15 protein-coding genes are annotated in these 19,308 nt (G+C 57.1%); 11 read left to right on the top strand and 4 right to left on the bottom strand.

Features of this window, described 5'->3' with window-relative positions:
- Positions 1-31: 31 nt before the first annotated feature.
- Complete coding sequence (locus AAFN83_RS07665) at positions 32-625, top strand: RNA polymerase sigma factor (RefSeq protein ID WP_347768342.1); 594 nt, start codon at positions 32-34, stop codon at positions 623-625.
- Positions 606-1,400, top strand: coding sequence for a hypothetical protein (locus tag AAFN83_RS07670; protein ID WP_347768343.1), 795 nt, complete (start codon positions 606-608; stop codon positions 1,398-1,400). Before AAFN83_RS07665 ends, AAFN83_RS07670 begins: the two co-directional genes overlap by 20 nt.
- Before the next feature lie 4 nt (positions 1,401-1,404).
- Here AAFN83_RS07670 and AAFN83_RS07675 read toward each other — a convergent pair whose 3' ends face one another.
- The 3 genes from AAFN83_RS07675 to AAFN83_RS07685 form a co-directional block, all read right to left on the bottom strand.
- Entirely contained in the window at positions 1,405-1,902 is a 498-nt protein-coding gene (locus AAFN83_RS07675) for a hypothetical protein (RefSeq protein WP_347768344.1), read from the bottom strand.
- 70 nt (positions 1,903-1,972) lie between these two features.
- On the bottom strand, positions 1,973-2,821 hold the full coding sequence (locus AAFN83_RS07680; protein WP_347768345.1) for a class I SAM-dependent methyltransferase: 849 nt from the start codon (positions 2,819-2,821) through the stop codon (positions 1,973-1,975).
- Between the two features lie 198 nt (positions 2,822-3,019).
- Positions 3,020-4,357 (bottom strand): hemolysin family protein, encoded by a 1,338-nt coding sequence (locus AAFN83_RS07685; protein ID WP_347768347.1) that lies wholly within the window; start codon positions 4,355-4,357, stop codon positions 3,020-3,022.
- A 513-nt stretch (positions 4,358-4,870) separates the two neighbouring features.
- On the opposite strand from AAFN83_RS07685, the gene kdpA reads away from it, so the two are divergent.
- The 8 genes from kdpA to AAFN83_RS07725 all read left to right on the top strand — a co-directional run bounded on the left by kdpA (position 4,871) and on the right by AAFN83_RS07725 (position 17,196).
- A complete protein-coding gene (gene kdpA / locus AAFN83_RS07690; protein WP_347768348.1) occupies positions 4,871-6,556 on the top strand; it encodes a potassium-transporting ATPase subunit KdpA in 1,686 nt (561 codons plus the stop codon).
- A 13-nt stretch (positions 6,557-6,569) separates the two neighbouring features.
- Complete coding sequence (kdpB, locus tag AAFN83_RS07695; RefSeq protein ID WP_347768349.1) at positions 6,570-8,636, top strand: potassium-transporting ATPase subunit KdpB; 2,067 nt, start codon at positions 6,570-6,572, stop codon at positions 8,634-8,636.
- 81 nt (positions 8,637-8,717) lie between these two features.
- Positions 8,718-9,284, top strand: a complete 567-nt coding sequence (locus AAFN83_RS07700; protein WP_347768351.1) for a potassium-transporting ATPase subunit C — start codon at positions 8,718-8,720, stop codon at positions 9,282-9,284.
- Between the two features lie 435 nt (positions 9,285-9,719).
- Positions 9,720-12,434 carry a DUF4118 domain-containing protein gene (locus tag AAFN83_RS07705; RefSeq protein ID WP_347768352.1) on the top strand — a complete coding sequence of 905 codons (2,715 nt, stop codon included), beginning with the start codon at positions 9,720-9,722 and terminating at the stop codon, positions 12,432-12,434.
- On the top strand, positions 12,431-13,144 hold the full coding sequence (locus AAFN83_RS07710) for a response regulator (RefSeq protein ID WP_347768354.1): 714 nt from the start codon (positions 12,431-12,433) through the stop codon (positions 13,142-13,144). Before AAFN83_RS07705 ends, AAFN83_RS07710 begins: the two co-directional genes overlap by 4 nt.
- 460 nt (positions 13,145-13,604) lie before the next feature.
- A complete protein-coding gene (locus AAFN83_RS07715; RefSeq protein ID WP_481810491.1) occupies positions 13,605-14,993 on the top strand; it encodes an MATE family efflux transporter in 1,389 nt (462 codons plus the stop codon).
- A gap of 36 nt (positions 14,994-15,029) precedes the next feature.
- Complete coding sequence (gene mutT / locus AAFN83_RS07720) at positions 15,030-15,491, top strand: 8-oxo-dGTP diphosphatase MutT (protein ID WP_347768356.1); 462 nt, start codon at positions 15,030-15,032, stop codon at positions 15,489-15,491.
- Between the two features lie 193 nt (positions 15,492-15,684).
- Entirely contained in the window at positions 15,685-17,196 is a 1,512-nt protein-coding gene (locus AAFN83_RS07725) for an FAD-dependent oxidoreductase (RefSeq protein ID WP_347768358.1), read from the top strand.
- Between the two features lie 81 nt (positions 17,197-17,277).
- Here the strand turns inward: AAFN83_RS07725 and AAFN83_RS07730 are convergent, their stop codons facing one another.
- A complete protein-coding gene (locus AAFN83_RS07730) occupies positions 17,278-18,189 on the bottom strand; it encodes an MBL fold metallo-hydrolase (protein WP_347768359.1) in 912 nt (303 codons plus the stop codon).
- A gap of 173 nt (positions 18,190-18,362) precedes the next feature.
- Between AAFN83_RS07730 and AAFN83_RS07735 the strand changes: the two genes are divergently transcribed.
- Positions 18,363-19,295 carry a helix-turn-helix domain-containing protein gene (locus AAFN83_RS07735; RefSeq protein WP_347768361.1) on the top strand — a complete coding sequence of 311 codons (933 nt, stop codon included), beginning with the start codon at positions 18,363-18,365 and terminating at the stop codon, positions 19,293-19,295.
- The last annotated feature ends 13 nt before the right edge of the window (positions 19,296-19,308 follow it).

Raw genomic sequence — 19,308 nt, forward strand, 5'->3', positions numbered from 1 at the left:
TGTTTTCTTTCCCAAGAGGAGGCTTCGGGACATGGCGAGCAAGCTCCAACTCTTGGCCCACGCGAAGTTTGAATCGCTGAGCCCGGCTTGTCAAAAGGAGATTTATCAGGACTATTACCGGACCTTTTACCGGATGGTTGTTTATGTAGTGAATGATCACGCAACAGCGGAGGATGTCCTGCAGGATGCCTTTTTGAAGGTGGTGCGTCATCTTCCTCCTCTGGAGGAAGAAGGCCGGATGTGGGCATGGATCCGCGTTGTGGTGAAGAATATGACTTATAATTATTTGCGAAAATCCAAAAAAAGGCGCAACGAAGTCGATCCGGAGAGTGTTTATATCAGTGACAGCATTCAATATGCAACCGAGCCCGGCTCTACGGAAAAGCAAGTGGAGCTTATGGAACTGACCGAAGCGATTGAGGGGTGCCTGCTTGAACTTAAGCCGGAATACCGGGTCCTCATCGAGCTTCGGTGGAAGAAAGAGCTCAGCTACCGAGAGATCGCGGCCGAGCTCGACATCACAGAAGAAGTCGTCAAGTATAAATTATACCGGGCAAGGGAAGCGATGAAGAAGAGGTTGAACCGCGATTGGAAGGAGGAACGCGATGAGCGAAGATCCATTTGATCGGCTTTTTGAGGAAGCGATGGACCAAGCCGTGAAGAACAAGGGCGATATCCCTGATCCCGGAGAGTCGTGGAAACGTGTCGATGCCAAATTAAAGCGCAGCCGAAAGCGGAGCAATCGGCTGCGAGTCCTTCCGTATGTGGCTTCTTCGTTCCTGATAGGAGCTCTCCTCTTTAATAGCCCGGGCTTGACCAAGGCGTTCACGCCTCTGTTCGATTCCTTGATCCAAGCTCGGGATGGAGTGACTCGAGTTGTGTTTGGTGCGGAGGATATGATTCATGAATCGCCTCCGGTGTCCCTCCCGCCTGATGATGAACCGGCTGAGGAGGATCACCTCATTCAATTGGTAGACAGCGAGGTTGTGCAGACGGCTTTTCACACCTGGGAAGAGGCGGAGAGGGCCTTTCCCTATCCGCTCCCTTTGAAGCCTAAGGTACCGGAGGGCTTTGCTCTCGATACGGCGGATATTTACTTGTCCAGTCCGACGGCTCCGGCGAAACAAGCTGCAGCTATCTTCACCTATATGGATGAAGCGAAGAAGCATGTGATCCACCTAAGCATCGAATGGCTCAGTCCCGGAAGCAAAATGCGAATGGACTACAAGGACAAGGACGGAAGTCTAAGGGTATTAAAGTTCCGAGGAAATGACGCTTTCCTGTTTGAGACATTGGATGGACAGAGCAGCTTTGACTTTCTATCGGGCGATCTATATGTAACCCTTAGAGGGGCAGTTCCGGCTGATACGCTCCTTTTCATGGCAGGAATTAAGGAATAATGGCTCAATAGTTGTAGAGCGATTCCGTATATTCCACAACCTGTTCCGCTAAGCCGTTGTGTACCAGGTAATGAGTAACCTTTGCCCGATAAATACCTCCCTTCGTAACGTAACAGGTGGTAGCGGCTCGATAAGTGGAGACACGGCTTCCCTTTTGGTTCGTTTCCGCACTTGCCGCTACCCAATCCTTGCCGTTCCATTGCTCCAGTTGAAGCTTGGCCCCGATGGTATCTACCGGAATTTTGGCAAAGGTAGAGGCGGTAATGGACAGAGAGCCGCTTCCCAATAACTGAAGGCTATCGGACGAACTAGATAAATAAACGTAACCGGTATAGATGCCAAAAGGCTGAATGGGAGAAGACGGAGGAACAGCAAGGGGGGCGGAAGTTGAAGCGGATATCGTCGTGTCGGCAGCTGCCGAATCCGATGCTGCTTCCGCACTCCCCGCGGCGAGCAGCCCGAATGTGACAGCAACCGAGATCCATTGGCTTTTCTTTTTCATGGGAATCCTCCTAATCATTAGTAGATGCATCTATATAACGAAGATGGAGGACAGAAAGTTTCAAGCCCGATTAACAACTGAAATCCCGCGGTACCACGGCACATAGCATATCCGCTTCAGCTTTATAGAGGCTGCCCGTGCAATCTCCCCAGAATGCCGCTTGACCGAATCCGGTCTGCTCAAGCAAGGTCGAGAGCTCCACCGGCGTGAATGTTTTGTCCCAAATGAGATAGGTGTCCATCCGCTGTTCCTTATCCAAGATGTGATAGGAATGGAGATGGGCACCTTCTTGTTCATACCAGCGAGTGGATTCCAGGCAGAGGTAAGCGTCCTTTCTCCAGAACCCGCCTTCGGCGGCATGCCAGGTGCGGGCGTTCCGGTGATCGCGGTACCGGTTGGGCTGAAAGACATCGAATACAAACCGCCCGCCTGGCTTTAATGCACGTTGGACCCTGGTGAGAAGGAGATGTTGCTCCTGGGGATTCAGCGCACCCAAGTCGCAATAGATCAACAGGATGAGATCGTAGGTGCCCGGGATCTCGCAAGATAAATAATCTCCAACTTCAAAGACCGTACGGAGCCCCTGTTCGTCTGCCTGCCGCCGAGCATAGTCTACGGAACGGGACGAGAAGTCGATCCCCGTAACGGGATGTCCCAGTTGCGCCAATCGATTGGCGTAGAGGCCGGGGCCGCAGCCCAGATCGAGAATGGCGAGAGAATGATCCCCTCCGCAAAGCTCTTCGTGAATCCATGACACAGACCGTTCGATGGTTTCTTTGGTGCGGCTTGCCGCATCGATGTCCGGATTCAAATGGGCATGCAGCAGCTGCTCCGAGATGTAGGGGTCCGTCCACATCTGGGCTGTTCCTTTTTCATAGGCGGCTGGAGCCGTCGTTTCTGCCAATTGCTTCATCCACATGAGCGCGTCTTCTCCTTTGAGTTGGCTTATTGATCGTGTGTGTCATCGATAATTCCAGTGTATAAGGATTGGAACTGTGCTGAATAGGGAGAAAATGGGTTAACCCAAGTCATCCGCTGTCACAGCACCACCCTGACCAAAGAAAAAAGCACGATTTCCGTCCGCCAGCAGGCTGTGGTCCGGAGATCGTGCTTTGTTTTATGGGTTCGATGCGTCCGCTTCATTGGGGGAAGCAGTCATTCGGCTGGCCTTCACGCGCAGGATACGTTTGTCAGAGACATCCTGCACCAGGAAGCGGTACCCGCCGAATTCGATTACGGGTTCTTCGCCTGTCTTCGGAATTCGGCCCAACTGGCCGATCAGGAACCCGCTTAGCGTGTCGTATTCCTCATAAGGGAGCGAGATGTCCAGGAAGTCCTTCAGTGTCCGCAGGCTGGTGATGCCGCTGATCAGGTGAACGCCTTCCGCCACCGTCTCGATCTCCAGCTCTTCCTCCTCGTCATGCTCGTCGAAGATATTGCCGACGATCTCCTCCAGAAGGTCCTCCATCGTGACAATCCCGGCGGTGCCGCCGTATTCGTCGATTGCGATGGCCATGTGGTTCTTGTTCTTCTGGAGCTCGCGGTACAGGAAGTGAATGCGTTTTGAAGTGGGGACGAAATAGGGGACACGCATAAGGGCTCGAAGCGAGAACTCTTCCTTCATGCCGCTGTGGCCGTCCAAGTACTGAATCAGGTCCTTCGTGTGAAGGACGCCGACGATGTTATCCACATTCCCCTCGTAAATGGGGAAGCGGGAGTATTTTTCGAGATTGGCCAGGTGGGCCACCTCGGTAAGAGGCAGGTCGACAGGCAGGCTGACCACGCGGCTGCGGTGGGTCATGATGTCGGACACGGTCTTGTTGTCGAACTCGAAGATGTTGTTGATCATCTGCTTCTCGGTTTCTTGAATGGCGCCGCTTTCGTTGCCGACGTCGACCATCATCCGAATCTCTTCCTCGGTCACCTGCTCCTGGTTGTCCTTAGGGTCCACCCCAAACAGGCGAACCAGCAAGTTCGACGACCCGGTCAGCAGCTTGATGACGGGCGAAGCGGCCTTCGATAGGAAGGTCAGCGGACCAACCGCCATCATGGCGATGGTTTCAGACTTGCGCATCCCGAGCTGCTTGGGGACGAGTTCCCCAAACACGAGAGAGAAGTAAGACATGATCAAGGTGATCAGAATGAGCGACAGCGTCTGGAGCACGCCCTCCGACAGAGGAACGCCGAGGGACAGAAGCCAAGCCGCCAGGTCCGTGGAAAAGCTGTCTGCAGCAAAGGCGCTGGTAAGAAAGCCGGCCAGCGTAATGCCGATTTGAATGGTTGCGAGGAAACGGCTCGGCTCGCTGAGAAGGTTCTGCAGGGATTTGGCCTTCTTATGACCGCTCTCGGCCATGGCCCGGATCTTGTTGTCATTCAACGAGATGAGGGCAATTTCGGAAGCGGCAAAATAAGCGTTCAAAACGATGAGCAAGACAAGAACAATAATGGCTATCATGTGGTTCGTTCATCCTCCATGTTCGTGAGATTCAATAGGCGGGGGTGTAGGTGAAACTCAAATCCGCGGGTAAAATCTCGCCGTTCGTTGAGGAGGAAGAACGGGTATTGCCTCGTGCTTGATCATCCACTCCCTGTGAGGAGCACTCTCAGGTTCATCGTCCACGATGAAAAGCCACCTCCGTTTCTTATTGGCAATTCGGTACTCGATCCCTCTCTATTATAAAGAAAGACAACCGCAAGAACAATGTTTCAACTGTAAAATATTGTCATAATCCGCTTTCATGCGTCTTAACACCATCTTTATGGCGATCCCGCGCTTCTTAACCCTGTATTTATCCCCTTCTTCGTAAGATGGAGTCATAGGGCTTCTGATCCCGGGGCGGGCTGCTGACGAACTGCGTGTCCCAGAGCGGGTTTGCAAACACGTACCAGGGGCTGAGAGACTGCGACGAAATAAGTATCGCTCATTTCCTCGCAGCTCCTTATTGAAAAAGGGAGGTTGGCATTCGCCATGAAAGGTTTTGTTCTACAGGATGGCCTGTTCCTGCTTCTCCTCATTGGACTCTCCATTCCTCTCGGCCGATATATGGCCAGAGTAATGGCAGGGGAAAGGGTGTGGCTCAGCCGCGTACTTTCTCCCGTAGAGCGAGGAATCTACCGCTGCATGGGCGTGAAACCGGAGGAGGACATGACGGCTTGGCGCTATGCCGGGTCCGTCCTCCTGTTCAGCGGCGTTGGGCTTGTGGTCGTCCTGCTGTTGCAGCTTTTGCAAGGAGGCTTGCCGTTTAACCCCGAGCACAAAGGGGCGCTCGGCCTGGGTCTTGCCTTCAATACCGCCGCCAGCTTCGTCTCCAATACGAATTGGCAGGCTTATTCCGGTGAGGCGACTCTGTCCTATCTTACGCAAGCACTAGGCCTCACCGTCCAAAACTTCGTGTCCGCGGCAACCGGACTGGCCGTTGTTTTCGCCTTGATCCGCGGGTTTCTGGGTACGGGAAAAGGGACGCTCGGAAGCTTTTGGCGCGATTTGGTGAGGGGGACGCTGTACATTCTGCTGCCGCTCTCTCTCGTTCTCGCTCTCCTGCTCGTCTCTCAAGGTGTGGTGCAATCGTTCGATTCCTACCGTTGGGTCCATACGCTGGCAGATGGCGTGAATCAACTGGTGCCGCTCGGCCCGGCGGCGAGCCAGATCGCCATCAAGCAGCTCGGAACGAACGGCGGGGGCTTTTTCGGAGCCAATTCGGCTTATCCGCTCGAGAATCCCACCGCCTTCAGCAACCTGCTGGAGCTGCTCGCGATCCTGCTTCTACCCGCTGCGCTGTGCGTTTCCTTCGGCGTTGCCGTGAAGAAGCGGAAGGAAGGACGCACGCTCTATGCCGTCATGCTCGTCCTGTTCCTTGCCGCTTTGGCTATCGTAACCTTCAGCGAGCATAGCTTGGGCCCGGTCTACAGCGGAGTTGCCGCCGGAGGAAGCATGGAGGGGAAAGAGGTCATTCATGGGGTCGGCACCTCATCCCTGTGGGCGACCGCAACCACAGCTGCTTCGAATGGAGCCGTTAATGCCATGCATGACAGCTTCACGCCACTCTCCGGCATGATGATGCTGTTCCTCATGCAGCTCGGCGAAATCGTTTTTGGCGGTGTGGGGAGCGGGCTTTACGGCATGATCGCATTCGTCATCCTCACCGTGTTCATCGCCGGCTTGATGGTCGGGCGAACCCCCGAGTATCTCGGCAAGAAGATCGAGCCCTACGATATGAAGATGGTGTGCCTCATCGTGCTCACCCCGCCGCTCTTAACGCTGATCGGGACGGCCGTCGCCGTCAGCCTGCCTGCGGCATCCTCCTGGCTGACCAATCCCGGGCCGCACGGATTCTCGGAGGTGCTGTACGCGTTCACCTCGATGGCCAATAACAACGGCAGCGCCTTCGGCGGGTATGCCGCCAACACCTTGTTTACCAATGTGGCAGGCGGCTTCATCATGCTGGCGGCGCGCTTCATCCCGCTGGTTGCCGTGCTGCTTCTTGCAGGCAACCTGGGCAAGAAGAAAACCGTTGCGGCAAGCGAAGGAACGCTGTCCACCACAAGCGGTCTGTTCATCGGCATGCTGCTCGGCGTCATTCTGCTCGTCGGCGCACTCGGCTTTCTGCCTGCGCTCGCGCTGGGGCCGATCGCTGACTTCCTGACCAACTATTAATGAGGTGAATTCCATGACAGACAACAACGGAGCATCCTCCAAATCGGCCATCTACCGGGATGCGATCAAGCAATCCTTCGCGAAGCTTTCGCCCCGCGTCCAGGCATCCAATCCGGTCATGTTCGTGGTCTATTTGGGAGCCGTCCTGGTGTCGGTGCTGTATGGCCTGACATTCGCGGGCTATCATGACGAGAAGGCCGGGTATGTTCTGGCCATAGCGATCATTCTCTGGTTCACCGTGTTGTTTGCGAACTTCGCGGAAGCCCTCGCAGAAGGGAGAGGCCGGGCGCAGGCGGACAGTCTGCGCAGTGCGCGCAAGGATGTTCTGGCCCGCAAGCTGAAAGACGCAAGGAACCATGAGGATTTTGTAGAAGTGCTGTCCAGCGCGCTGAAAAAAGGGGACTTCGTCTACGTGCAAGCAGGCGACCAGATCCCGATGGACGGCGATGTGATCGAGGGAGCCGCCTCCGTGGACGAAAGCGCCATAACCGGCGAATCGGCTCCGGTCATCCGGGAGTCGGGCGGGGATCGCAGCGCGGTTACCGGCGGCACGACCCTTGTCTCCGACTGGCTTGTCATCGAGATCACGGCGGAGGCGGGTACGAGCTTCCTCGACAAGATGATCTCGATGGTGGAGGGAGCTGCCCGCAAGAAGACGCCGAATGAGATCGCGCTGCAGATTCTCCTCGTCACCCTAACGCTCATTTTTCTCGCGGTGACGGTTACCCTGCTGCCGTTCACCGACTTCTCGAGCCGCCTCGCCGGAAGCGGACGCGCCATCTCCATCACCAATGTCGTCGCACTGCTTGTCTGCCTTGCGCCGACGACGATCGGCGCCTTGCTCTCGTCGATCGGCATCGCCGGCATGAGCCGCCTGAACCGGTCGAACGTGCTCGCCATGAGCGGTCGGGCGATCGAGGCGGCCGGAGATGTCGACGTGCTGCTGCTCGACAAGACCGGCACGATCACGCTCGGCAACCGCCAGGCGAGCGAATTCCTCCCGGTTCCCGGCGTGAGCGAGGAAGAGCTCGCCGACGCGGCGCAGCTGTCCTCGCTGGCGGACGAAACGGCAGAGGGCCGCAGCATCGTTATCCTCGCCAAGGAGCGCTTCAACCTGAGAGGGCGGGAGCTCGCACAGCTCGGGGCCTCCTTCGTGGCTTTCTCCGCCCGCACGAGGATGAGTGGCATCGATTATCAGGGGAACGAAATACGCAAAGGTGCAGCCGATGCCGTAAAGGCGTTTGTGCTGGAGCGCGGCGGGGAATACCCGGACGCCTGCGACCGGCTTGTTCGGCAAATCGCCAATGCGGGCGGTACTCCGCTCGTCGTGGCGAAGAACAGCGTGGTGCTCGGGGTGGTCTACCTGAAGGACATCGTGAAGAACGGCGTGAAGGAGCGCTTCGAGGACCTTCGCAAGATGGGCATCAAGACGATCATGATCACGGGCGACAACCCGATGACCGCTGCCGCCATTGCCGCCGAGGCAGGCGTGGATGACTTCCTCGCCGAGGCGACACCGGAGGCGAAGCTGGACCTCATCCGCGACTATCAGGCGAAGGGGCACCTGGTCGCCATGACCGGCGACGGCACGAACGACGCTCCGGCGCTTGCACAGGCTGACGTGGCCGTGGCGATGAACACCGGCACGCAGGCGGCGAAGGAAGCGGGCAACATGGTGGACCTCGACTCCAATCCAACCAAGCTGATCGACATCGTGAAGATCGGCAAGCAACTGCTCATGACCCGTGGCGCGCTCACGACCTTTAGCGTTGCGAACGACGTGGCGAAGTATTTTGCCATCATCCCGGTGCTGTTCTTCGGCATCTACCCGGAGCTGGCCAAGCTGAATTTTATGGGGTTAACGAGCTCCACCAGCGCGATCCTATCCGCTATTCTCTATAACGCGCTCATCATCGTCGCCTTGATCCCGCTGTCTCTGCGCGGCGTAAAATACCGGGAGATGCCTGCGGGCAAGCTTCTCGGCCGCAATATGCTGATTTATGGGCTTGGCGGCGTAGTGGCTCCTTTTGTGGCCATCAAGGGAATTGACCTGCTGCTCACCGCTCTGGGAATCGCTTGAATGGTTGGTAATCGAATGCTTGATTGCTAATCGCTTGAGATGAACATGCTGTGTCTTTATTTCGAAAGGAGTCTGGTTCTCATGCGTACTTTCCTGCATCTCCTCCGACCGACCTTGGTCAGCTTCGCCTTGCTGACCCTGTTGACGGGGGTGGCTTACACCGGCCTGGTTACAGGCGTTGCTCAACTGGCTTATCCGCACGAAGCGAATGGGAGTATAATGAGCGTAACGTTAAAAGATGGAACAAAGGCGGCGATCGGCTCGGAGCTTCTCGGCCAATCCTTTGCCGATCCTCGCTACCTGATCGGCCGCCCGGTTCAAGCGGCTTCCAATCTCTCCGCAACGGGGAAGGAGCAGGAAGCCGCTGTTGCGGAGCGAGTCGCCCGGTGGCAGGCACTTGATCCCGGTAACAAGGCAGCGATCCCGCAGGACCTCGTGACGGTGTCCGGCAGCGGAGTGGACCCGCGGATCTCGCCTGCGGCGGCGGACTATCAGGTCGCCCGCATCGCCCGCGTACGGGGAATAGCGGAGGACGACGTCCGCCGCATGATTGAGCGGCACACCACGGAGCGCTTCCTTGGCTTCTGGGGCGAGCCGGCCGTGAACGTGCTGCGGGTGAATGCAGAGCTGGACGGCTTAACCCGCTAGCGGCCGATGCAAGCGAGAGTTGGGGGGGAAGGCCCGTAAAGGCCAATGGGATTCTCAATGGGCCGTGCCTCTCTTGCCCGCAGCTGCACGGCGTTGTGCTACAGAAATAGTTATTTCTTCTATCTTTATTCAGCGAATATGGCACGGAAAAGATCAATTAACGATATTTCATATCCTTACTTGTTCCAAAGCGCCCGTAAAGAAGCATGTTTGCTGAAATAGCGATCTCCGGTATCCTTAATTGATCCAATCGGCGCGCAAAGAGTGAAATAATGATTTTTCATATCGTTAATTTGCCGCAAAAACAAAGCGCCCCCCCACATATACCCGACAATCACCCGCGCAATGCGGCAGGCGCATCAGACCGATATAGATCGACCAAGCTGGCGAGCATCACGCGAACGGACGGACATTCCCCACAGGAGGCGGCTCATCATGGAACACGAAGAAGACTTGCGGCCCGACCCCGACCGGATTTTGCGGCGGATTCGTTCGGAGGAATCGAAGCGGGTCGGCCGGTTGAAGATCTTTTTCGGGTATGCGGCCGGGGTGGGGAAGACGTATGCGATGCTGAACGAGGCCCAGGAGCAGCTCCAGGCGGGCGTCGATGTGGTGGCAGGCTACGTGGAGCCGCACACGAGACCGGAGACGACGCAGCTGCTCAGCGGCCTCCCCGCTCTGCCGCCCAAGACCATTCGGCACAAGGGGATGGAGCTGAAGGAGTTTGACCTGGACCTGGCGCTGGAGCGCAGACCCGAGCTCATCCTCGTCGACGAACTCGCCCATACCAATGCGGACAGTGTTCGCAACCGCAAACGATACCAGGACATCGAAGAGCTGCTGCGTGCGGGAATCGACGTCTACACGACGGTGAATGTGCAGCATCTGGAGAGCCTGAACGATATCGTGCAGGGCATCACGGAGGTGCGCGTGCGGGAAACAATCCCCGACTCGGTCTTCGATCAGGCGGACAAGGTGAAGCTGATTGACATTGAGCCGGAGGAGCTGCTCAAGCGGCTTCAAGAGGGAAAGGTGTACCGGCCGGAGCGGGCGAAGGTGGCGACGGAGCATTTCTTCACCGTCTCGAACCTGCGCCATCTGCGCGAGATCGCGATGCGTCGGGCGGCTGACCGAGTTAGCCACGAGCCTGGAGCAGCATCGCGGCATACGGACAGCCGAGCGGGCGTTAAGATGCTCGTCTGCATCAGCTCCTCGCCGTCCTCGGCCAAATGCATCCGCTGGACGGCCCGGACGGCGGAGGCTTTCCATGCGCCTTGGACGGCGCTGTATGTAGAGACGACGGACAGCGAGCTGCTCCATGAGGAGGAGCGCGAACGACTTCGCGCCCATCTGGAGCTGGCGGAGCGGCTTGGCGCCAACATCGTCACCTTGAACGGCCATGCGATCGCGTCCGTTGTGGCGGAATATGTGCGCCATTCCGGCGTAACGAACATCGTGATCGGCAAGACCCAAGGGCGCAAAAGCCTGCGCAGCCTGTTCGAAAGCGACCTCACCGATCAACTGATCGATCGGCTCGGCCATGTGGAGATCCACATCATCGCGGACAGCGAAGCCCCTCGCCGCAAGCGAAAGAAGAGCCGTTCTCCCCGGCTCCTGCACCAGTTGAACATCAATGGGTTTGATACCATGAAGACGCTGGCGGTGCTGGCGGCGGCTACCCTTTTGTCGTATGCCTTCCGGGAGCTTGGCATTGGAGAGCCGAATATCATGATGATCGACATCTTGTCGGTGTTGGTCATCTCCCGGTTCACCCCCGGTTATGTCTACGGGGTAGCAGCGTCGATCCTCAGCGTCCTGTCGTTCAACTACTTGTTCATTGAGCCTTACTTCTCCTTGCGCGCGTTTCAGTCGGGCTACCCGATCACCTTTGTCATCATGCTGATCGTCGCGCTGGTGACGAGCGCCCTGACGGTGCGGATCAAGACACAGGCGAAGCTCGCTGCCGAACGGGAGAGGCGAACGGAGGTCCTGTACGAGATCAACAAGAAGCTGCTCGTCACCCGCGGGCTTGAGCCCATTGTGAACCTGACCAATGACTACCTGATCAACCTCTTTCAGCGGTCGGTCGTCTTCTATACCCAGGACCCGATGGACGGCTGGGCGGGCTGTACGATCCAACCCGCTCCAGAAGAAGAACAAGACGCAGCATTCTTGAAGACGGAGGAGGAGCGGGCAGTTGCCCACTGGGTATTTGCGAATCAAAAGCGGGCTGGAGCGGGAACCGACACGCTGAGGGGGGCGAAGGCGTTCTACATGCCGGTCATGGCGCAAGGGCAGGTGCTGGGTGTCATCGGCTTATCCTGCACGAACGGGAGGCTCTTGGATCAGATGAATCGCATCTTCCTGCGCATGATCGCTTCTCAGGTTGCCATGGCGCTGGAGCGGCAGGCGCTCTCTGACGAGCAACGCAACATCCTCCTTCAATCGGAAAAGGAAAAGATGCGCAGCAACCTGCTCCGGGCCATCTCCCATGACCTCCGCACGCCGCTAACCGGCATTCTGGGAGCCAGCTCCGTCCTTCTCGAAAGCGAGGAGCAGCTAGAGCCTGAGCTGCGTCGCAAGCTGGTGGCTGACATCAAGGAGGATTCCCAATGGCTGATTCGGCTCGTGGAGAACCTGCTCTCGGTGACGCGCATCAACGAAAGCGGTGCGAACGTGGCAACGGCGCCGGAGGCGGTAGAGGAGATTGTCGCGGAGGCGATCAGCCGCATTCGCAAGCGATTCCCCGAGCGGAAGATCCAGGTGACGATTCCCGACGAGCTGCTGCTTGTCCCCATGGATGGGACCCTGATCGAGCAGGTACTGATCAACCTGGTGGAAAATGCGGTTCGGCATTCGGGGGCGGACACCCTGATCGAAGTCCGTGTCCGTAAGCAAGGACTTTTCGCCGTATTTGAAGTCCGCGACAATGGGGAAGGAATCCCGGAACAGGACCTGCCTCACTTATTCGAGAGCTACATCTCTCCCGAACGAAAACAAGCGGATTCCTCGCGGGGAATGGGTATCGGGCTGTCGATCTGCATGTCCATCATCAAGGCGCATGGAGGAAGGATGGAGGCGGGCAATCACCCGGAGGGCGGCGCCATTCTCCGCTTCACATTGCCGATGAAAGGAAGGGAAACGCCATGAGCAACAAGAGGCTCATTCTCGTCGTAGAGGATGAGGAAGGAATCAGCAACTTCATCACGGCGATCCTCCATTCCAACGACTATCAGGTTGTGCGGACGGGAAGCGGCAAGGAGGCGATTGCGCTCACGGCATCCCGCAGCCCGGATCTCGTGCTGCTCGACCTCGGGCTTCCGGACGTGGATGGAGTCCAGGTGCTGGAGACCATCCGCGGGTGGAGCCGTGTGCCGATCATCGTGGTATCGGCCCGCGGCCACGAGCGCGAGAAGGTGGAGGCGCTCGACCTTGGCGCCGATGATTATGTGACAAAGCCGTTCGGCACCTCGGAGCTTCTAGCTCGCATCCGCACGGCGCTTCGCCATAACCAGCGGCCCCAGGATTCGGAGGCCGCTGGCGGCAGTCTCCGCTTCTCGGCTGGCGAGCTGATCATCGATGATGAGCTGCGCCGCGTCACGGTAGCCGGCGCCGATGTCCACCTCACGCCGATCGAATACAAGATCGTGCTGCTGTTGGCGAAGCATGCGGGCAAGGTTCTTACGCATGCTTACCTTTGCAAGGAAATTTGGGGTCCTTACACCAATGAAACTCAGGCACTCCGCGTAAACATGGCCAATATCCGCCGCAAGCTGGAGGAGAATCCGGCAGAGCCCCGATACATTGTCACCGAGGTAGGCGTCGGATACCGGATGCTGGATGGCAACGGAATGGCCTAGAGAAGCAGGAATCGAAGCGAGAGGGGAGTCTCGTTTCCCGGTGAGATAGGGAAAGAGAGAGAACTCTCGGTTGTCGGTGGTTAGGGAACGAGAGGAAATTCTCGGTTTCCGTCAGATAGGAATGATAGAAACCCCTGCCCCCCCGAATGGCTGAGCGGAAGGCCGAGTGGGACGGGGGCGGGGGGGGATGGCAACTAGAAATGCCGGGGTTCTTCCCTGCCCGGGGTGGACCGAGGAGGACCGAACGCTTTCATTGACAAAAGCGTCCCCCCGGTGGTATCCTCTATCCCGATGGCATCCGCTAGCCGATGTCAGACTTTTCAAACGGAATGCCAACCCAGGCCTGAAGCATAGACCTGACCTTATATCGAAGCGCAGGGGTAGGCTCTTCGGTGGAAGAGTCTTTTTTTCGTTTATAGGGTAATAGTTCCCAACAATCTTAAGAAAAGAATGTGATGATTTGAACTCCATGCAAGTGAGCGAGAGAGGCAAAAGCTTTTTGACCCGGCACCTCTCCGGGAAATCGATGGACTATCGACAGATTATCGCGCTGTTCCTGCCCATCCTGATCGACCAGGCGTTTATCGTCGGGCTTAACCTGGTCAACACCGCGATGATCAGCTCATCCGGGATGGCAGCGGTCAGTGCGGTCAACATGGTCGACTCGCTGAACATATTCCTCATCAACGTCTTTGTCGCGGTTGCAACCGGGGGTACGGTTGTGGTGGCCCAGTACAAAGGCAGCGGCAATCAGGAGATGGTCGCCAAGGCGGCCGCAAGCTCTGTCACATCGGTAACCCTGCTCTCGCTGGTCATCGGCCTGCTCTTCGTTGCCTTTCATAATCCGGTCTTGAATGTGCTCTTCGGCTCCGCTGAACCGGATGTTCTGAACAGCGCGCGCACCTACCTGATCGGCAGTTGCATCTCCTATGCAGGGATTGGGGTTGTGCAGGCGGTGTGCGGAGCGCTTCGCGGCATCGGCAAAACGAGAGCGTCGCTCATGCTGTCGCTCATCATGAACCTCACCTATGTGCTGTTGAACATCGTGTTCATCACGTGGCTGAACATGGGGGTCTACGGCATGACCCTCGCGGTTAACATCGCTCGCTATGCCGGGGCTGCCTGCGCTCTCTTTTATCTGTTCAAGATCGATGTTTCTCTTCGGATCAAGGTGTGGAACCTGTTCCACTTCCCCATCTCGATGCTGCGCAAAATCCTGTTCATCGGCCTGCCGTTTGCGGCGGAGCAGATGTTCTTTAACGGCGGCAAGCTGCTGACGCAGACCTTCATCGTAAGCCTCGGCACGAACGCCATCGCCACGAATGCGATCAGCTCCTCCCTGGCGGGATTCTTCCAAGTCCCTGCGGCAGCACTCTCGCTGACCGTCGTGACGGTCGTCGGGCAATGCATCGGCAGCGGGGACATCCCCGATGCCCGCAAATTTATCCGCTCGTTCCTGTGGTTCGGCTCCGGACTGCTGTTCATAACCGGCCTTGTACTCATGCCTTTCTTCCATCCGCTGGTGAACCTATTCAGCCCGCCTGCCGAGATTGTGGGCGACATCTTCCTCATCGTCCTGATCTGTACCATCGTCTCGGTCCTGCTGTGGCCGGTCAGCTTCATCACCCCGTCGGCCTTGCGCGCGGCCGGAGACTCGAAGTTCACCTCGATCACCTCCATGCTGACGATGTGGCTGTTCCGGGTGATCCTGGGCTACTTGCTCGGCATCGTGTTCGGCTTCGGCATCCTTGGCGTGTGGGTTGCCATGATGGCCGAATGGGGCGTGCGCGGGGCGATCTTCCTTTGGAGATACCGCGGCACGAAGTGGTATGAACATAAGCTGATTTGATGCATTGCAACCTGTCAGGAAGAGGAGGGACAAGCCTTGATCGAGGTAGCAGCGGCGATTATCTGCAACGAGCGGAACCAAGTGCTGATTGCACGACGCGCTCCCGGGAAATCACAGGCGGGGTTCTGGGAATTCCCCGGCGGGAAGCTGGAGCCGGGAGAATCGCCGCAGGACTGCCTGATTCGCGAGCTGAAGGAGGAGATGGGCATTGTCATCGAGCCTCTGGCCTGCTTCGGTACCCACGAGCACGATTACGGTACGTTTTCGATCCGGCTTATCGCTTGGGTGGCCCGATATCGAGAAGGAAGCGTTGCGCTGATTGACCATGATGAGTGGTGCTGGGCGGAACGATCGGAGCTAAGGAATTACACTTTTGCCCCCGCGGATGTGCCGTTTGTGGAGCGGTTGGCGACCGAAGCCGACGAGCCTGGTCAGCCTGCCGGCCATTCAGCCGAACCTGCGGAACCTACCGGACCTCCCGAACCTACAGAAGACTAGACCAAAGCACGGCCCTCGAGAGAGGCCGTGTCTTTTTTATGCAAACGGCTCCGATCCCCTACTCTTAAAAACAAGAGAGAGAAGATAAGCGGGGGAACGTATCTTTTTTCTCTGAATAGCCAAACTGTGGAAAGAGAAGAACCCATTGTGAAGGGAACTCCCCTTACACTTTAGTGGCCAAGGAGGATGGAACATGAGCTTGTCGCCTTTTCCGCAGTCGTATTGGCTTGCTTCCGCCGAAGTTCCACAGTTCCCGAAGCTGACGGAAACGCTCGAAACCGAGATTGTCGTCATCGGGGGAGGGATCGCTGGGATTACCACCGCTTATTTGCTGGCCAAAGCCGGCAAGGAGGTCGTTCTTGTGACGAGCGGCCGCTTGCTCGGAGGGACCACCGGGCATACGACGGCGAAGCTGACCGCCCAGCACGACTTGATTTATGACGAATACATGCAGCATTTTGGTCGGGAAAAGGCAGGACTCTATTACCGCGCCAACCAGGAGGCGATCGCCTTCGTTCGGAAGGTGGTGGAGGAGGCCGGAATTTCATGCGATCTGGTCGAAGAGGATGCTTACGTCTATGCAACCACGGAGGAGGGAGAGCAGCAGGTTCGCAAGGAATTCGCCGCCTATCAGGAGCTGGGGATACCGGGAGAGCTTGTGACCGAGATGCCTCTTCCCGTTTCGGCTCGCTGCGCCTTGAAGATGCCGGGACAGGCCCGGTTTCACCCGGTTCCCTATCTGGTTTATCTCGTCAAAGAGTTTGTGAATAGGGGCGGCCGAGTCTTCGAGCATACGGAAGTGGAAAAAGTGAAGGAAGAGGAGCCCATGCGGGCGATCCTTGCGCCGGGGCTTGAGATCATCTGCCGGGACCTGGTGTCGTGCTCGCATTATCCAGTGTACGAAAGCGGCTTTTTCTTCGCGCGGGTTCATCCGGAGTCCTCTTACATTCTCGCGGCTCGAGCTCCGGGCTCCCTCATCCCCGGTATGTATATCAGTGCGGACAAACCAACCCGTTCGGTACGCTCCCTGTCGTATGGGGAGGATCGCCTGCTCCTGATCGCCGGAGAGTCCCATCACACGGGAGAGGGAGGGTGTACGATCCGCCATTACCAAGCGCTGGAGAAATGGGCCCGCGACCAGCTCGGCGTATCCGAATTCCCCTATCGGTGGTCCACCCACGACTATGTTACGACAGACAAGCTCCCGTATATCGGACGGGTCAGCTCCAAACGAACCCACAGCTATGTCGCGACCGGCTTTCGCAAATGGGGCATGACGACGGGGACGATCTCCGCTCTCCTGTTTCGTGATCTGTTAACCGGCCAGGCGACCCCCTATGAGGAGCTGTACAGCCCGAGCCGCTTTCATTTGGACCCGGATGTACCGGGCCTTGCAAGCAATGTGGGGACCGTCGCCCAACATTTTGCAGGCGCCAAGCTGGAATGGCATTGGAGGAAGCTGGATGATCTCGCACCAGGCGACGGAGCGATCCTTCGGGTTGACGGGCGGCGGACGGCGGCTTTTCGGGATCCGCAGGGGGAGCTTCACCTCCTAGACGCCACATGCACGCACATGGGCTGCGAAGTGGAATGGAACGAAGGAGACCGCACCTGGGACTGCCCTTGTCATGGCTCGCGCTTCACTTATACGGGCAAGGTTGTGACCGGTCCTGCCACCCTGCCGCTTCCCAAAGTGGAAAGGTAGTCCGTTTGCGTAACGTTCGATCTCGCAGTAGTAAGAGGAGCCTTCTCCCCCACTTCTCGTGGAGTCGAAGGCTTCTTTCTATTATCGCTTGATGGGGTCCAGTTGAATGAATTGCTTCTCCGTCTCCTTGGTCACCACAAACTTATCCGTCTTGACGATGTTGACGCCCTTCGGCACATCCGCCAGAACCTGGTCGATGGTGGGACCATCATAAAAGATATTCTTCGGGTCATTGCTGAAATGCTGAGGGATCAAAACCTTTACTCCCAGGTCATAGAGCGCTTTGAACCGCACTGCATTTTTCACCGTATCCGAGCCATACCCTCCTGCATAAGCCAACACCACGTCCGCGTCTTTGACAGCCGCGATGGCCTCCGGCGTCTCGATCTTATCGGTCTCTCCCATGTGAGCAATCTTCAGATCGCCATACCGGAAAACAAAGATTTCGTTGTCTCCCGCATGGGCGACGTGCTTGGAGTTGTACCCGGTGACCTCCACCCCTCCGACTTGCACGGGCTGCTTCATCTGACCGGGAAGGAGCTGCATCGGATTTCCTTTGAACTGGTCGGCGTCCGGCATGTGATCGGGGTGATAGTGCGAGATGGATATCGCATCGACATCCATTTCCGGAGCAGGCCCGAATGGCGAATCATACTTGTGGGGGTAGGGATCGGTGATGAGGGTGGTGCCGTCCGGAAAGGTTAGGTAGAAGCACGAATTGCCCACATACTGGATGGTGAGCGGGCCGTTCTCGACCGGCTTGGCCGGGATGGTACGAGCAGGGGACGGTGTCGCGCTTGGGGTGCTGCTGGGGCTCGGGCTCTCGCTTGCCTTGCTGCTGTCAAGCGATGGAAGAACACTGGCGACTGCCGTTGGCTTCTCGGTTGCCGCCTCCTTGCCCTCGTCCGGTTTTGAACAAGCCCCCAGCAAAGCCGTACACAAAACAACCGCAAGCATGGAAGCCACTCCTTTGGAATTGATCCGAACCTTCATGGCTCAACCCTCTCCTTATGATTAATGGTTGCTACGAGTTCATCATAAGGGGAAGTCCCTGCAGCGAGAATGGTTGATCCGCAATACGAGTTTGCTTTTCTGCAACGTTTTTCACAGGTTCCTTTTTCGGAAAGCTACCAACAAACTGGAAATGAACTGTATAATCAGGAGGAATGAGAGAACGATCCGAGGTGAGCTCCGTGGAGTTTGTGACCATCGGCAGGGGAATTCATAAGGGGTACCGACTGCCTTTATCCAGTTCGGAGGAGGCTTCTTTTCTGGAGAAGCTGCCCGAATCGCCCTGCTGGAGTATTGTGGTGATCGAAAAGGGCTCGGGGCATCTGTCGTTCGAAGGAGTGGATACCCCCTGGACGGCTCCGGTGGTCTTGTGCATCAACGAGACGGAATACCCCAAGCTGCATGCTTCCTCCGAGATTGAGATGAAGGCGGTTCAGTTCGACCCGTTTGTGGTGAACAGCAAATTCGACTTCCACAATGTCCGGTCTCCCGAATCCGATTTTTCCGACACGGAAAAGCAGGACCGCTATCTGGTTTCCCCCTTTACGCAAAGAAGCGGGCCCTACCCCCTCCTCCTCCCGATGGATGCGGCCAGCGCCCGGCACATCGCCAAGACCTTCACAGAGCTTTCTGAAGTGCTGGAGGCTCAAATCGGGTTTAACTGGCCGTGCCGGTCACGCTCTCTGCTGTTGGAAGTGCTTGTCCTTCTCTCCCGAGTCGAGGAGCAAGCGGGGCATTCGGCAGAGGAGGAGACGGCGGGAAGTCCGGATATCGTGAACGAAGTACTCATTTATCTGCATACCCATTACCCGAACAAAATCACGCTGAACGAGCTGTCCCGGACCTTTCACGTGAACCGGACCACGCTGAATGCACAATTCTATCAGCACACCCACCTGTCCGTCATCGATTACTTGATCAAGTACCGGGTCCAACTGGCGGCAACGCTGCTGAGGGACACCTTGCTTCCGATCTCTGAAATCATGGAGCGGGTGGGGTTCCGGGATACCACTCATTTTTGGAGAATGTTCAAAAAGCACACCTCCGTCTCTCCCTCCAGCTACCGGAAGCAATATTGCTGGCTGTAACAAGCTGGCTGTG

Origin of the sequence: Gorillibacterium sp. CAU 1737 (genome assembly GCF_039888655.1) — a bacterium.
Lineage (GTDB): Bacteria > Bacillota > Bacilli > Paenibacillales > NBRC-103111 > Gorillibacterium.